Origin of the sequence: Streptomyces siamensis, from assembly GCF_039543605.1 — a bacterium.
Classification (GTDB): domain Bacteria; phylum Actinomycetota; class Actinomycetes; order Streptomycetales; family Streptomycetaceae; genus Streptomyces; species Streptomyces siamensis.
In genome coordinates, this window is the sequence record NZ_BAABKB010000002.1 from 1,140,911 (window position 1) to 1,155,055 (window position 14,145).

Consider the following 14,145-nt stretch of genomic DNA (forward strand, 5'->3'; position numbering starts at 1 on the left):
CTTTCCGGGAGTCTCAGGCGGTCGTACCGGGCGCCGCGGGCTCGCCCAGCTCGGCGGAGATGCGGGCCAGTTGCTCCAGGCGCTGTTCCAGACTCGGGTGCGTGGAGAACAGCTTGGCGAAACCGGGCTCGGCGCCGAGCGCGGGCGTGAAGTAGAAGGCGTTGAAGGCCTGCGCGGTACGCAGGTCCTTCGTGGGGATCCGGCCGATGTCCCCGGTGACCTTGGTCAGCGCGGACGCCAGCGCCGAGGGCCGTCCGGTGAGCAGGGCCGCGGCGCGGTCGGCGGCCAGCTCGCGGTAGCGCGACAGCGCCCTGATGAGCAGGAAACTGATGGCGTACACGGCCGCGGAGACGGCCATCACCATCGCGAAGATCGCGACCGTGTTCTGGTCCTTGCGCCCCCGCCCGAACAGCTCGGAGTAGAAGGCGAACCGCACGATCAGCCCGGCGATCACGCCGAGGAACGACGCCACGGTGATCACCGCCACGTCCTTGTGCGCCACGTGCGACAGCTCGTGCGCCAGGACGCCTTCGAGCTCGTCGGGTTCGAGCCTTCGCAGCAGCCCGCTGGTCACGCACAGTACGGCGTGGTCGGCGTTGCGTCCGGTGGCGAAGGCGTTGGGCATGTCCAGGTCGGACACCGCGACCAGCGGCTTCGGCATGTCGGCCACCGCGCACAACCGGTCGACGACGCCGTGCAGCTGGGGGTACTGCTCCCGCTCCACGATCCGCCCGTGCATCGCGTACAGCGCGATCCGGTCCGAGAACCAGTACTGGGCGCCCAGCAGCCCGGCCGCGAAGACGACGACCAGCACCCAGGACTTCAGCAACACGATCAGCGCGGCGACGAACGCCACGTACAGCAATCCGAGCAGGAACAACGTGACCGTCATCCGGACGGTCAGCCGCCGATCACTCCGGAACCGGCTCTGCATCGCGCATCACCCCGCAGTCAGGCACTCGTCCCGCTTCCCATTGTGCGCCCGCACCCGCCCATGAACAGGGCCCGAACGACCCCATGGAATGCAAAGGAATGCGGGCCCCGGAGGGCGGGCTCGCACAGAGGCAGGGGGCTCGGAACGGCGGGGTCCGCGTCCGGAAGTTCTCGCCCCCACGCCGGACGAACGGCGGAGCCCCGCCGCTGCCCGGAGGCAGGGGCGGGGCTCCGTGTGCAGACGGTGCCGGGGTCGGCTCACACGTCGAAGTAGAGCTCGAACTCGTGCGGGTGCGGGCGCAGCTGCAGCGGGGCGATCTCGTTCGTGCGCTTGAAGTCGATCCACGTCTCGATCAGGTCGGACGTGAAGACGTCGCCCTGGAGGAGGAACTCGTGGTCGGCCTCGAGGGAGTCGAGGACGGCCGGGAGCGAGGTGGGGACCTGAGCGACGTTCGCGTGCTCCTCGGGAGCCAGCTCGTACAGGTCCTTGTCGATCGGCTCGGCCGGCTCGATCTTGTTCTTGATGCCGTCGAGGCCCGCGAGGAGAAGGGCCGAGAAGGCGAGGTACGGGTTGCCGGAGGAGTCGGGCGCGCGGAACTCGACGCGCTTGGCCTTCGGGTTGGAACCCGTGATCGGGATACGCATGGCGGCCGAGCGGTTGCGCTGCGAGTACACCAGGTTGATCGGGGCCTCGAAGCCCGGCACCAGACGGTGGTACGAGTTCACCGTCGGGTTGGTGAAGGCGAGGAGGGAGGGGGCGTGCTTCAGGATGCCGCCGATGTAGAAGCGGGCGGTGTCCGAGAGGCCCGCGTAGCCCGCCTCGTCGTAGAACAGCGGGTCGCCGTTGCTCCACAGCGACTGGTGGACGTGCATGCCCGAGCCGTTGTCGCCGAAGATCGGCTTCGGCATGAAGGTCGCGGTCTTGCCGTTGCGCCAGGCGACGTTCTTCACGATGTACTTGAAGAGCATCAGGTCGTCGGCGGCGGCGAGCAGCGTGTTGAACTTGTAGTTGATCTCGGCCTGGCCGGCGGTGCCCACCTCGTGGTGCTGGCGCTCGACCTGGAGACCCTGCTTGTCCAGCTCGAGGGAGATCTCCGCACGCAGGTCGGCGAAGTGGTCGACCGGCGGGGTCGGGAAGTAGCCGCCCTTGTAGCGGACCTTGTAACCGCGGTTGTCCTCCAGCGCACCGGTGTTCCAGGCGCCGGCCTCGGAGTCGATGTGGTAGAAGGACTCGTTCGCGGAGGTCTGGAAGCGCACGCTGTCGAAGACGTAGAACTCGGCCTCGGGACCGAAGTACGCGGTGTCGGCGATACCGGTCGACGCGAGGTAGGCCTCGGCCTTCTTCGCCACGTTGCGCGGGTCACGGGAGTACTGCTCGCCCGTGATCGGGTCGTGGATGAAGAAGTTGATGTTGACCGTCTTGTCGCGGCGGAAGGGGTCGACGCGCGCGGTGGACAGGTCGGCGCGGAGCGCCATGTCGGACTCGTGGATGGCCTGGAAGCCGCGGATCGAGGAGCCGTCGAACGCAAGCTCCTCGGCCGGGTCGAAGGCCTCCGCCGGCACCGTGAAGTGCTGCATCACACCCGGCAGGTCGCAGAAGCGGACGTCGATGAACTTGACGTCCTCGTCCGCGATGAACTTCTTGGCCTCGTCGGCGTTCTGGAACATCCAGCTCCTCCTACTCCCGCCCACTGTGGACCGGGGTGGTAGTTCGTTCGTGCGGCCAGTGCGGTGGCACACGCTGGGGCCGACCATAGGGACGGGGGATTTCTCCAGCGTGACCCATTTGTTTCGCCCAAGTTAACCGACGCGGGTCGGTCCGGCCCCTCCTGTCCGGATGCCAAAACAGGCACAGTACCGTGGACGGGTGGACAACAGGCAAGCAATCGGATCGTGGCTCTCCGGCCCCCGCGCGGCCGCGGAGGAAGCCGGGGTCGACTTCGGATACCGGGGACAGCAGCTCGGTCTGCCGGAGCACGGGCCGGGCTCCATCGCCCGCCCGGGCCGCCGCCTCGGCGCCCTGGCAGTGGACTGGGGGCTGTGCCTCTTGATCGCATACGGACTGCTCACCGACGGCTATGACCAGGCTACCGGCAACTGGGCCCTGCTCGTCTTCTTCGCGCTCAGCGTGCTCACCGTCGGTACGGTCGGCTTCACCCCGGGCAAGCGCCTGTTCGGCCTGCGGGTCGTACCCGAGGGCGGCGGCCGGCTGAACCCGCTGCGCGCCCTGCTGCGCAGCGCGCTCGTCTGCGTGGCCGTTCCGGCCCTGATCTGGGACCGCGACGGCCGGGGTCTGCACGACCGCCTCGCGCGCACGGTCGAGGTCCGCATCTGACGTCGGCCCCCGCCGCCGCTCCGGCGGCGGGCGACCCCGTACCCCCTGAGGCGACGGGGCAGGGCGGCCGGCCCACCGCTCACGACGAAAGCGCGACGGGGGTCCGGCGCGCACGGCGAGGGCCGCGCCAGGACGACCGCCGCGCCCCGTGAGGGTCCGAGGACTTCCGTCCCGCACGGCAGGCTCCGCTCACCGAAGGGCTCGGCACGAGTCATTGCGTACGACAAAAAGGGGCGCCCGGATCACTCCGGGCGCCCCTTTCTCGTAGGAGGGGTGTCAGCGGGCCTTCGGTCCGCCGCGCGGCATCCGCATGCCCTTGGGCATCGGCCCCTTGGGCAGCGGCATGTTGCTCATCAGGTCGCCCATGGCGCGCAGCCGGTCGTTGGTCGCGGTGACCTGCGGGCCGGAGAGTACGCGGGGCAGCTTCAGCATCGTGGTGCGGAGCTTCTTGAGCTGCACCTGGCCCTCGCCGTCACCGACGAGGATGTCGTGCACCGGGACGTCCGCGACGATCCGCGCCATCTTCTTCTTCTCGGCGGCCAGCAGGCTCTTGACCCGGTTCGGATTGCCCTCGGCGACCAGCACGATGCCGGCCTTGCCGACCGCGCGGTGCACCACGTCCTGGCTGCGGTTCATCGCCACCGCCGGAGTCGTGGTCCAGCCACGGCCGATGTTGTCCAGCACGGCCGCCGCAGCTCCCGGCTGTCCCTCCATCTGCCCGAAGGCGGCCCGCTCGGCCCTGCGTCCGAAGACGATCGCCGTCGCGAGGAAGGCCAGCAGGAGGCCGAGAATGCCGAGATAGATCGGGTGGCCGAACAAGAAGCCGATCGCGAGGAAGACACCGAGGGTGACGATTCCGACAGCCGCGAGTACAAGACCGATCTTCTTGTCGGCCTTGCGGGTCATCTTGTAGGTCAGGGCGATCTGCTTGAGTCGCCCGGGGTTCGCAGCGTCCGCTGCAGGTTCCTTCCTCGCCATGCCACGAAGTCTACGTGGCCCGACGAGCGCCGACGACGGCAGTACCGGGGCCCGCGGTTCCCGGCCCCGGCGGCCGACGGGGGCTAGCGGCGGGTGGCCACGGACTCCAGCACGCGCTGTGCCTCGACCCGGTCCTTGGCCCGGCGGCGGTCCTCCAGGACGGAGGTCCAGGCGTTGCGGCGGGCCGTGCGCTGGCCGCCGCTCATGAGGATCGACTCGACGGCACGGAGTGCATCCGTGAACGACGGAATGGCGGTGGCGCGTACCGGCGCGGCCTGCATGATGGGGGTCCCCCCTCGGGATCGGCTGCTTTCGTGAAAAGCAAGTACGTGGCGTAAGACCAGGGTCACTGATTGGTGTTACCAGGGCGTGACCGACCGGTCAAACACCAATGAAGCCTTGATGTGAAGGGCGCGCATCCTGACGCGGCCCAAATGGTGGCCCCATCTGCGGGGACGGTCGGGACGGCTGTGAACGGTCCGTGGCGAGGGGGACGTTGCTTGTGCGCGGATTCACACGAAAGCGGTGGCACTCAGTGCCACCGCTCGTGTTTTCGATCATGCCGTCGGGCGTGTCAGACCGCCTGTGAGGCGACGTAGGCGCCGCGCTTCTCGACGGCCATCTGGTACAGCCGGCCGGCCCGGTAGGAGGAGCGGACCAGCGGGCCCGACATGACGCCGGAGAAGCCGATCTCCTCGGCCTCCTCCTTCAGCTCGACGAACTCCTGCGGCTTGACCCAGCGCTCCACGGGGTGGTGGCGCACGGACGGGCGCAGGTACTGCGTGATCGTGATGAGCTCGCAACCTGCCTCGTGCAGCTGCTGGAGCGCCTCGCTGATCTCCTCGCGGGTCTCGCCCATGCCGAGGATCAGGTTCGACTTCGTGACCAGACCGTAGTCACGGGCCTCGGTGATGACCTTGAGCGAGCGCTCGTAGCGGAAGCCGGGGCGGATGCGCTTGAAGATCCGGGGGACCGTCTCGACGTTGTGCGCGAAGACCTCGGGGCGCGAGGAGAAGACCTCGGCGAGCTGCTCGGGCTCGGCGTTGAAGTCCGGGGCGAGCAGCTCGACCTTGGTGCGGCCGGCCTCGCGGCCCGCCGTCTGGGCGTGGATCTGGCGGACCGTCTCGGCGTACAGCCAGGCGCCGCCGTCCTCCAGGTCGTCGCGGGCGACGCCGGTGATGGTCGCGTAGTTCAGGTCCATCGTGACGACGGACTCGCCGACGCGGCGCGGCTCGTCACGGTCGAGCGCCTCGGGCTTGCCGGTGTCGATCTGGCAGAAGTCGCAGCGCCGGGTGCACTGGTCACCGCCGATGAGGAAGGTGGCCTCGCGGTCTTCCCAGCACTCGTAGATGTTGGGACAGCCCGCCTCCTGGCAGACCGTGTGCAGCCCCTCGCTCTTCACGAGGCTCTGCATCTTCGTGTACTCGGGGCCCATTTTCGCCCGGGTCTTGATCCACTCGGGCTTGCGCTCGATGGGGGTCTGGCTGTTGCGGACCTCCAGGCGCAGCATCTTGCGTCCGTCGGGTGCGACTGCGGACACATCGGCTCCCTGCTGATTGCTCTGAGTAGGCTTCGTACTCTGCGTGGTCTTCGAATCTTCGGCGTACACCAGCGTACGCCCGTGCGTGTTGCGGTCCTTCGTCTGGGCAACCTTCGGGACCGGGGGTGCATTCCCGTCCCCGTGGGACTGCCCTAGGCCGACGCGCGTTCCACCAGCCGCGGCTTGAGGTCGGCGTTCTCCAGGATGTCCCTGAGATGCTTCTCGGCGACCGGCAGGACGTCGGCGATCGTCACGTCGCGGCCCAGTTCGTTCGCGAGCGAGGTGACGCCGGCGTCCCGGATGCCGCAGGGGATGATGCGGTCGAACCAGACGTTGTCCGGGTTCACGTTGAGGGCGAAGCCGTGCATGGTGACGCCCTTGGCGACGCGGATGCCGATCGCGGCGATCTTGCGGTCCTCGCGGCGCTGGCCGGCGTTGGACGGCGCGTACTCCGGGCCGTTCAGCCGGGGGTCGAACTCCTCGTCCTGGAGCCGGGGGTCGAAGTCGAGGGAGAGGCCGCCGAGCGAGGGGCGCTGTTCCACCGGGTCGCCGAGCACCCAGACGCCGCTGCGGCCCTCGACGCGGGTGGTCTCCAGACCGAACTCCGCACACGTACGGATAAGAGCCTCTTCCAGGCGGCGTACATGTGCTACGACGTCCACCGGGCGGGGCAGCTTCTGGATCGGGTAGCCGACCAGCTGACCGGGACCGTGCCAGGTGATCTTGCCGCCGCGGTCCACGTCGATCACGGGCGTGCCGTCCAGGGGCCGCTCGTCGTCCGCCGTCCGCCGGCCCGCCGTATAGACCGGCGGGTGCTCCAGGAGCAGGCAGGTGTCGGGCATCTCGTCCAGGAAACGGGCGGCGTGCACCCGGCGCTGCTCGTCCCACGCCTCCTGGTAGTCGACCGCCTCGGCACCGAATCCCATGCGGACGAACCGCAACTCACTCACGGCAAGCGCCTCCCTAGAAGCTTCGTCGGGCACACCGCGGTGCCCTTGTGCGGCACGCGGAAGAACCTTTCGTCAGGTCCGTGGCGCACCCACGCCACTGTACGTCCGGCCGCCGGCCGTCAGCCGAGTGGCCAATCCTCACACGATCGGATGAATGAACCCAGAAGTCTGCGATGGAGTGCTTACGCTCCGCTACATTCGCGCCGTTCACGAGGCCATAAGGGCTGCTCACAGGCAATCCGGGCAAGTCGCAGTGACCCGGAAGGCAGGAGACCGCACCGCAGATGACGGAACGACCCGCGCAGCGCACCCCCAACCGCCAGCTCGCCGCGCTCATCGCAGAAGCGGGGTTCTCCAACGCAGGTCTCGCCCGTCGCGTGGACCAGCTCGGCCTCGAACACGGACTCGATCTCAGATACGACAAGACATCCGTCACCCGGTGGCTGCGCGGGCAGCAGCCCCGGGGCACCACGCCCGCGCTCATCGCCGAGGTGTTCACCCGCCGCCTCGGCCGCCGGCTCACCGCGCAGGACCTCGGGCTCGACGCCTGCGCCCCGGTCTACGCGGGGCTGGAGTTCGCCGCGACCCCCGAGGAGGCCGTGGACATCGTCAGCGGCCTGTGGCGCAAGGACTCCGGCAGTCACGCCGAGCTCCGCAAGATCGCCTTCACCCCGGCGGGACTCGTCGTCCCCAGCCGGGACTGGCTGATCGGGCGGGCCGACGACCGCGTCGGACGCGGCGAGACCGGGCCCGGCCGCGTCCCCGGGCAGGGGCGACCGGCGGTCCCGCGACAGCGCAGCCAGACCGAGCGCGGCCCGGGGCAGAAGGTCACCGGGGGCGACATCGCCGCCCTCCGCTCGGTCGGTGAACTCTTCCGCGCCCTCGACAACGCCTACGGCGGCGGCCACGCACGCCAGGCACTGGTCCGCTACCTGGAGCACGAGGCCGAGCCGATGCTGCGCGGCACGTACGGCGAGCAGACCGGGCGGCGGCTGTTCGCCGCCGCCGCCGACCTCACCCGGCTCGCCGGCTGGACGTCGTACGACATCGCCGCGCACGGGCTCGCGCAGCGGTACTTCGTCCAGGCGCTGCGCCTGTCGCAGGCCGCCGGGGACCGCGCCTACGGCTCCTACGTGCTGGTCACGATGAGCCGCCAGGCGGTCTACCTCGGCCACGGCCGGGAGGCCGTGCAACTGGCGCGAGTGGCCCAGCAGGGCGTCGGATCGGCGGCGCCGTCCGTGGTGCAGGCACTGCTGCACGCGGCCGAGGCGCGCGGGCACGGTGTGCTGGGCGAGGTGCGCGCCTGCACCGCCGCCCTCGTGCGGGCCGAGCGCGCGCTGGAGGCGTCCCGGACCGGCGAGGAGGTCCCGCACTGGGCACGGTTCTTCGACGAGGCGCAGCTCGCCGACGAGTTCGGGCACTGCCACCGCGACCTCCAGCAGTACCGGGCCGCCGCGCAGCACGCCGAGCGCTCGCTGCAACTGCGGGCGCCCGGCTATGCGCGCAGCCGGCTGTTCTGCCGCGTGGTGCTCGCCTCCGCGCGGCTCGGCCTCGGGGAGCTCGACCAGGCCTGCCAGCTCGGCGCGGAGGCGGCCGGGCAGGCGGCCGAGATGCGGTCGGTGCGGGCCGTCGAGTACGTGCGGGACTTCGAGCGGCGCCTGGAGCCCTACAAGGACGCGACACCCGTACGCGGTTACCGGGACAGGGTGGCGGCGCTGGGCTGACGCCGGGGACGGCTCAGGCCGCGGTCTCCAGGGGTTTTGCCAGGGGGGCCGGCCGGGCGCCCAGGTCCGAGAGCAGGGCATGGGCGGCCCGGCGGGCCGAGTGCAGCGCACCCTGCACGGTGCTGGTGTCCCGGTGGTCGCCGCAGACGTACAGGCCGGCGAGGAGCCGCACCGGGCGGTGCGGATCGTGCGGCGACGGCATCGCCGGGACCGCCTCGGGGTCGTGATGGACCGCGAGGAGTTCCCAGCGGGTCGTCGACGTCCCGTAGAGGCGGGCCAGTTGGGCGCGGACCGCCGCGTCCAGGTGTGCCGCGGCCGGTGGAGTGCCCAGCACCGTCGAGGAGATGAGGGCGCGGCCCTCGGGTGCGCGCGTCGGGTCGACCCGGCTGACGACCGCGGTGTGTGCCACCGGGCCGCTGCGGTCGGCGTCCAGCAGCAGGGCGTCCTCCGTGAGCGGGGGCTCGTCGGTGGTGTGGTGAAGGACCGTCACCGGATGGAAGGCGGGCAGGCGCAGTCCGGGCAGCAGCTCGGCCGCGGCACGGGCGCCGGTCGCCAGCAGGACGGCCCGGCAGCCGACCCGGCCGTGCTCCCTCGTCGTCACGGTGGTCGTGGAGACCGAGGTGACCTCGACGCCGGTGCGGACCGTGCCCGGCGGCAGCGCCGCGGCGAGCAGTTCCGGGAGCGCGTCCGCGCCGCCCTCGGGCAGACACAGCCGGCCCGTCGCGAAGGAGTGCAGGGCGAGATCCGCGCAGCGGTTCGAGGTCCTCAGGTCCGGGTCGCACAGCAGCGCGGCGAGCAGGGGGCGCAGGAAGCCGTCGACCGAGCGGGCCGACAGCCCGCAGGAGGCGAGCGCCCGGGCGGCCGGCACGTCCGGGCGGCCGAGCAGGCGCTCCGGCGGGGTGGCGGCGATCCGGGCCAGGGCGTTGGCCAGACGGGACTGGTCGAGCGGGCCGCCGAGGGGGCCGGGGCGCGTGGCGGCGCGTTGCGGGCGGGCCAGCGAGAGCCGGGGGGCGCTCGCGAGGGCGCGCGCGGTGGTGAGTGCGCCCCTTGCGCTTCGGGGCACGACGGGAGCCGACGGGGGGACGGCCGCACGGTGGTGGTGACCGTCGCTGTGCAGCAGGACGCCCGGGGAGAACGGGCGCAGGACGAGACCGTCCAGGCCCGGGGTGCGGCGCAGTTCGGGGTACGAGGTGGACAGCAGCCGGCCCAGCCTGTCCAGCCGGAAGCCGTCGACCTTCTCCGTGGCCATGCGCCCGCCCACGTGCGGCGCGGCCTCCAGGACGGTGGTCGACAGCCCCGCCCTGGTCAGATGCAGCGCGGCCGCCAGGCCGGCTGCCCCGGCTCCCACGACGACGACATCGACGTCCTGTGCGCGTGGTGCGTCTTCTGCGTATGCAGCGTATTCCGCGATCTCCGCGATCTGCGCGGTGTGGCGTGCGGGCTCTAGCACGTGCCCCTCCCCGAGGTTGCGCGGCCGGTGGGGACGTCATGCCCCCAACAGGCTTCTGGAATACCCGAGTTCGGATCGAGGGTAGGTGCGCCCGCGGACGGCGGAAGACGCGCGGCGGCCGTGCACGGGCGCATGGGGGGTGCATGTGACTCTCCGGTACGGTCGCGCGGACGGTCCCGGCCGCCGCGAACCGCTCAGTCGAGCGCCGCCCGCAGCGCCCCCTCGATCGACGGGAACGCGAACGAGAAGCCCGATTCCAGGAGGCGGCCGGGCAGGACCCGCTGGCTGCCGAGGATGTCGCCGGCCATGTCGCCGAGGGCGAGACGCAGCAGCGGAGCCGGCGTGGTGAACACCGTGGGGCGGTGCAGGACACGGCCCATCGCCTCGGTGATCTCACGGTTGGTGAGCGGGTCCGGAGCCGTCAGGTTCACCGGGCCGGCGAGCCGGTCCGTGTCGATGAGGTGCCGGATCGCCGCCACCTCGTCGTGCAGGGAGATGAAGCTCCAGTACTGGCGGCCGTCGCCCATCCGGCCGCCGACCCCCGCCTTGAAGAGCGGGAACAGCTTCGCCCACGCGCCGCCCTTGCTGGAGACCACCAGGCCGGTCCGGGCGAAGACCGTACGCACACCGGCGTCCTGGGCGGGACCGGCCGCCTCCTCCCAGTCCACGCACAGCGAGGACAGGAAACCGGTCCCGGGCGGCGCCGACTCGTCCACCGCCCGGCCGTCCGTGTCGCCGTAGTACCCGATCGCGCTGCCGTTCACGAACACCGCGGGCGGCTCGTCGAGGGAGGCCACCGCGTCGGCCAGCGTCGCCGTACCGAGGACCCGGCTCTCCCGGATCCTGCGCCGGTACGCCTCCGTCCAGCGCTGCGCGGCGATGCCCGCCCCCGCCAGATTGACCACCGCGGCGCAGCCGGCGAGCCCCGCCGTGTCGATCCGCTCCCGTTCGGGGTCCCACTCGACCTCGTCCTCCGTACGGGGCGCCCGGCGCACCAGACGCACCACCACGTGTCCGTCCGCGGCCAGCGAGCGCGCCAGCGCCGAACCGATCAGGCCGGACGCACCGGCGACGGCAACACGCGAACCGGGGGGAAGGGTCGAGTCGCTCATGAGTCCATCCTGCCCGCGAAGCCCCAGAAATTGCGGGACGAGGCCGGGCGGCGGAGCCGTACAGTGATCAGCATGCCAGCACCGCTCATACGCACTGCCACGCTCGACGACGAGGACGAGCTCGGGCGCCTCGACCGGGTCACCTGGTCCACGCTGCACGCCGTCGCGCCGCGCCCGCAGCCCCCGTACGAGCCCTTCTACAGTGAGCGTTTCGGACCGCGTGACCATCTCGTCGCCGAGATCGGCGGCCGCGTGGTGGGCTACATCCGCCTGGGCTTCCCGACCCCGCTCGCCTGCAACGCGCATGTGCGGCAGATCCAGGGGCTCGTCGTCGCCGACGAGGCGCGCGGCACCGGCGTCGGGCGCGCCCTGCTGCGGGCCGTGCAGGACGAGGCCCGCCGGCAGGGCGCCCGGCGGATCACGCTGCGGGTGCTCGGGCACAACGCCCCGGCACGGGGGCTGTACGAGTCGGAGGGCTTCGTCGTGGAGGGCGTCCTGCCCGAGGAGTTCCTGCTGGACGGCAGGTACGTGGACGACGTGTTCATGGGACGTTCGCTCTGACGCTCTGACGCTCTGACGCTCCGACCCCGAGCCACCTGAGCCGTGGCGCCTGGGCCGCCCGGACCCACGCCCGACGAACCGTCGGGACCCACGCCCGACGAGACCGTCCGGCCCCACGCCCGACGAGACCGCCCGGATCTACGACGTGACGAGGTCGCCCGTGTCCACCGGCCTCGTCGCGTCCGCCGCCCGCTGCGCGTCGCCCGCCACCTCGTCCGCCGTCAGCACGTATCCGGTCTCGCTGTCCGAGGTCGAGCGGGCGAAGACCACGCCGTACACCCTGCCGTCGGTGGTCAGCAGCGGACCGCCGGAATTGCCCGGGCGGACGGTGGAGCGGACCGAGTAGATCTCACGGGTGACGGTGTCCGAGCTGTAGATGTTCTGGCCCGTCGCATCGATGCGGCCCGCGACCGTGGCCGCCTGGAGGTCGAGGCCGCCGTCCTGCGGATAGCCCGCCACGACCGCCGAGTCGCCGCGCGAGGCCGTGTCGTCGAAGCGGAGCGCGGGCGCGTGCAGCCCCGGGACGTAGAGGACGGCGACGTCCTTCTGCGGATCGAAGAGCACCACGGTGGCCTCGTACGCCTCGCCCACGCCGCCCACCCGCACGGTCGGCTGGTCGATGCCGGCCACGACATGGGCGTTCGTCATCACGTGCTCGGACGTGTACACGAAGCCGCTGCCCTCGCGCCCCTGGACGCCGGAGCTGCCCTCCACCTTGACCGTGCTGAGTTTCGCGGCGTTCGTCGCGGCCGTCGTGACGCTGTCCCCGGAGGGCTTGGCGACGCCCGTCGTCGGCTCGCTCTCGAACGGGTTGAAGACCTGGGGGAAGCCGGCCTCGGTGAGTGCGGAGGTCGCGCGCGAGAACCAGTCCGGTGTGGTGTCCGGCATCGTGTCCTGGACGGCGCCCAGCAACGCCGAACTGCGGATCGACTGTGTCACCACCGTCGACGAGGACGCGCCCAGGACGCTCGCGGCCACCCAGGCCACCAACAGCACAGCCACCGTGTTGGCCGCGGCCCCGCCGATGCCGTCCGCCACCCGCAGCGGTCCCCGGTCGAGCTCGCGGCGCAGCTTGAGCGCCAGCCTGCCCGCCATCTCGTGGCCCACCACCGCCGGCACCAGCACCGTCAGCACGGCCGTCACCGTCGCCGCCGGGGTCCCGGCCGAGACCAGGTCCATGATCCACGGCAGCACCCACACACCGATCACGGCACCGCCCACGAATCCCGCCAGGGACACACAGCCGGCGACCAGGCCGCGGCGGTAGCCGGACGCCGCGTAGACCAGGATCACCAGCATCAGCAGGAGGTCGAGCACGTCCACGGAGCCGCCTTTCTCTCGGGCCCCTTAGTACGCGTGGGGCGGGCCCAGTGATCAGGCACGCGCGCGGGGCGCCGGGGAAAGGGTCACACACGCGTGGACCTGTAAAAACGACTCGGACCGGACCAATGGTTCCACCGGGTGGCACAGCACACATCGCGGACGGCGAAGATCGGGGCCAGGGTGTCCTCATGCGTGTCTTCCGGAAGACGCGGGGGGCACGGGCGCGAGGCGCGGGGCGACCGCGGCCCGCGGTGCTCCGCCGGCTCCGGGCGGGCGGGCTCGGCGCGCCGTGGACGCGCTGGTCCCGCGGCGGCCCGCGACGCCCACGGCGCGGGCGGTTCCTGCCGTGGAGTGCCCGCGCGCCGCACGCACCCGGCTTCCCGGACCGCCTGCCGCGGACCGTGCGCGTGCTGCTGGGCTGTGTGCCCGGCCTCGCCGCCGTCCTCGCGCTGGTGATGTGCGCGGCCACGGTGGACCGCACGCAGACCGAGCCCGCCCGGCCGTCCGCCGCCCGGCCCGCGGCGGCCCACCCCGGCCCCAGGCCGCCGATCGTGCCGCGCTCGAAGTGGCTGGACGCCGCGAGCACGCACGCGCAGCCGGCGCCGCGCTACGACGACCGGGTCGTCGCGGTCTTCGTCCACCACACCGATTCGCCGAACGGCTACGACTGCGCCGACGCGCCCCGCATCATCCGCGACCTCTACGCGGGCCAGACGGGCGCCAAGGACTGGGACGACATCGGCTACAACTTCCTCGTCGACCGCTGCGGCACCATCTACGAGGGCCGCGCGGGCGGCATCGACCGGCCCGTCACCGGGGCGCACACACAGGGCTTCAACCACCGCACCGCCGGGGTCGCGGCCATCGGCACCTTCACGTCCGGGACGCCGGTGCCGCGCGCGATGACGGACGCCATCGCCCGCCTCGTCGCCTGGAAGCTCGGGATCTCCGACACCGACCCGCGCGCCACCGTGCGGCTGCGCTCCAGCAACAGTCTGAGCCGGTTCGCCGCGGGCACCTCCGCCGCGCTGCCCACCGTCGCCGGCCACAACGCCGCGTTCATGACCACCTGCCCCGGGGCGGCGCTGACGGGCCGGCTCCCCGCGATCAGGGACGAGGCCGCCCGCCTCCAGGGCCGCTGAGGCCCGCCGCGCGCCACGCGGGCGGCGCGGCCCGCACAGCCACAGCCGCATCGCAGGCGGCTCACAGATTCCGCAGAGCCGGCCCTCCTACCGTCGT

General features: G+C 71.8%; 13 protein-coding genes. 4 read left to right on the top strand and 9 right to left on the bottom strand.

The window, feature by feature from the left end; genetic code table 11:
* Positions 1 to 13: 13 nt before the first annotated feature.
* Together htpX and glnA are read right to left on the bottom strand one after the other, a co-directional pair.
* Positions 14 to 934, bottom strand: coding sequence for a zinc metalloprotease HtpX (gene htpX, locus ABEB03_RS07780; RefSeq protein WP_095933840.1), 921 nt, complete (start codon positions 932 to 934; stop codon positions 14 to 16).
* A 257-nt stretch (positions 935 to 1,191) separates the two neighbouring features.
* Complete coding sequence (glnA, locus tag ABEB03_RS07785) at positions 1,192 to 2,601, bottom strand: type I glutamate--ammonia ligase (protein ID WP_095933838.1); 1,410 nt, start codon at positions 2,599 to 2,601, stop codon at positions 1,192 to 1,194.
* 199 nt (positions 2,602 to 2,800) lie between these two features.
* Between glnA and ABEB03_RS07790 the strand changes: the two genes are divergently transcribed.
* Positions 2,801 to 3,268 (top strand): RDD family protein, encoded by a 468-nt coding sequence (locus ABEB03_RS07790; protein WP_345643338.1) that lies wholly within the window; start codon positions 2,801 to 2,803, stop codon positions 3,266 to 3,268.
* A gap of 276 nt (positions 3,269 to 3,544) precedes the next feature.
* On the opposite strand, the gene ABEB03_RS07795 is transcribed toward ABEB03_RS07790, so the two are convergent.
* From ABEB03_RS07795 to lipB, 4 genes are all read right to left on the bottom strand, one after another.
* Positions 3,545 to 4,246 carry a DUF4191 domain-containing protein gene (locus ABEB03_RS07795; RefSeq protein ID WP_345643340.1) on the bottom strand — a complete coding sequence of 234 codons (702 nt, stop codon included), beginning with the start codon at positions 4,244 to 4,246 and terminating at the stop codon, positions 3,545 to 3,547.
* Between the two features lie 83 nt (positions 4,247 to 4,329).
* Positions 4,330 to 4,527 carry an SCO2195 family GlnR-regulated protein gene (locus tag ABEB03_RS07800; RefSeq protein WP_095933835.1) on the bottom strand — a complete coding sequence of 66 codons (198 nt, stop codon included), beginning with the start codon at positions 4,525 to 4,527 and terminating at the stop codon, positions 4,330 to 4,332.
* Between the two features lie 293 nt (positions 4,528 to 4,820).
* Entirely contained in the window at positions 4,821 to 5,786 is a 966-nt protein-coding gene (gene lipA, locus ABEB03_RS07805; protein WP_345643345.1) for a lipoyl synthase, read from the bottom strand.
* Positions 5,787 to 5,938: 152 nt separating this feature from the next.
* The gene (gene lipB / locus ABEB03_RS07810) at positions 5,939 to 6,736 is read right to left on the bottom strand and encodes a lipoyl(octanoyl) transferase LipB (protein ID WP_345643348.1); all 798 of its coding nucleotides are present in this window, start codon (positions 6,734 to 6,736) and stop codon (positions 5,939 to 5,941) included.
* A 284-nt stretch (positions 6,737 to 7,020) separates the two neighbouring features.
* Between lipB and ABEB03_RS07815 the strand changes: the two genes are divergently transcribed.
* A complete protein-coding gene (locus ABEB03_RS07815; RefSeq protein WP_095933832.1) occupies positions 7,021 to 8,460 on the top strand; it encodes a regulator in 1,440 nt (479 codons plus the stop codon).
* Between the two features lie 13 nt (positions 8,461 to 8,473).
* Here ABEB03_RS07815 and ABEB03_RS07820 read toward each other — a convergent pair whose 3' ends face one another.
* Together ABEB03_RS07820 and ABEB03_RS07825 are read right to left on the bottom strand one after the other, a co-directional pair.
* On the bottom strand, positions 8,474 to 9,871 hold the full coding sequence (locus tag ABEB03_RS07820; protein ID WP_345644162.1) for an NAD(P)/FAD-dependent oxidoreductase: 1,398 nt from the start codon (positions 9,869 to 9,871) through the stop codon (positions 8,474 to 8,476).
* A gap of 233 nt (positions 9,872 to 10,104) precedes the next feature.
* On the bottom strand, positions 10,105 to 11,022 hold the full coding sequence (locus ABEB03_RS07825) for a TIGR01777 family oxidoreductase (RefSeq protein WP_345643356.1): 918 nt from the start codon (positions 11,020 to 11,022) through the stop codon (positions 10,105 to 10,107).
* Positions 11,023 to 11,094: 72 nt separating this feature from the next.
* Between ABEB03_RS07825 and ABEB03_RS07830 the strand changes: the two genes are divergently transcribed.
* A complete protein-coding gene (locus ABEB03_RS07830; protein ID WP_345643359.1) occupies positions 11,095 to 11,583 on the top strand; it encodes a GNAT family N-acetyltransferase in 489 nt (162 codons plus the stop codon).
* Positions 11,584 to 11,721: 138 nt separating this feature from the next.
* Here the strand turns inward: ABEB03_RS07830 and ABEB03_RS07835 are convergent, their stop codons facing one another.
* Positions 11,722 to 12,906 carry a MarP family serine protease gene (locus ABEB03_RS07835; RefSeq protein WP_345643362.1) on the bottom strand — a complete coding sequence of 395 codons (1,185 nt, stop codon included), beginning with the start codon at positions 12,904 to 12,906 and terminating at the stop codon, positions 11,722 to 11,724.
* 407 nt (positions 12,907 to 13,313) lie between these two features.
* On the opposite strand from ABEB03_RS07835, the gene ABEB03_RS07840 reads away from it, so the two are divergent.
* Complete coding sequence (locus ABEB03_RS07840) at positions 13,314 to 14,048, top strand: peptidoglycan recognition protein family protein (protein WP_345644165.1); 735 nt, start codon at positions 13,314 to 13,316, stop codon at positions 14,046 to 14,048.
* The last annotated feature ends 97 nt before the right edge of the window (positions 14,049 to 14,145 follow it).

What these genes read in the sequence shown, in the direction of transcription:
- htpX (WP_095933840.1), bottom strand. Translation starts at nt 934, where the DNA reads ATGCAGAGCCGGTTCCGGAGTGATCGGCGGCTGACCGTCCGGATGACG.
- glnA (WP_095933838.1), bottom strand. Translation starts at nt 2,601, where the DNA reads ATGTTCCAGAACGCCGACGAGGCCAAGAAGTTCATCGCGGACGAGGAC.
- ABEB03_RS07795 (WP_345643340.1), bottom strand. Translation starts at nt 4,246, where the DNA reads ATGGCGAGGAAGGAACCTGCAGCGGACGCTGCGAACCCCGGGCGACTC.
- ABEB03_RS07800 (WP_095933835.1), bottom strand. Translation starts at nt 4,527, where the DNA reads ATGCAGGCCGCGCCGGTACGCGCCACCGCCATTCCGTCGTTCACGGAT.
- ABEB03_RS07815 (WP_095933832.1), top strand. Translation starts at nt 7,021, where the DNA reads ATGACGGAACGACCCGCGCAGCGCACCCCCAACCGCCAGCTCGCCGCG.
- ABEB03_RS07825 (WP_345643356.1), bottom strand. Translation starts at nt 11,022, where the DNA reads ATGAGCGACTCGACCCTTCCCCCCGGTTCGCGTGTTGCCGTCGCCGGT.
- ABEB03_RS07830 (WP_345643359.1), top strand. Translation starts at nt 11,095, where the DNA reads ATGCCAGCACCGCTCATACGCACTGCCACGCTCGACGACGAGGACGAG.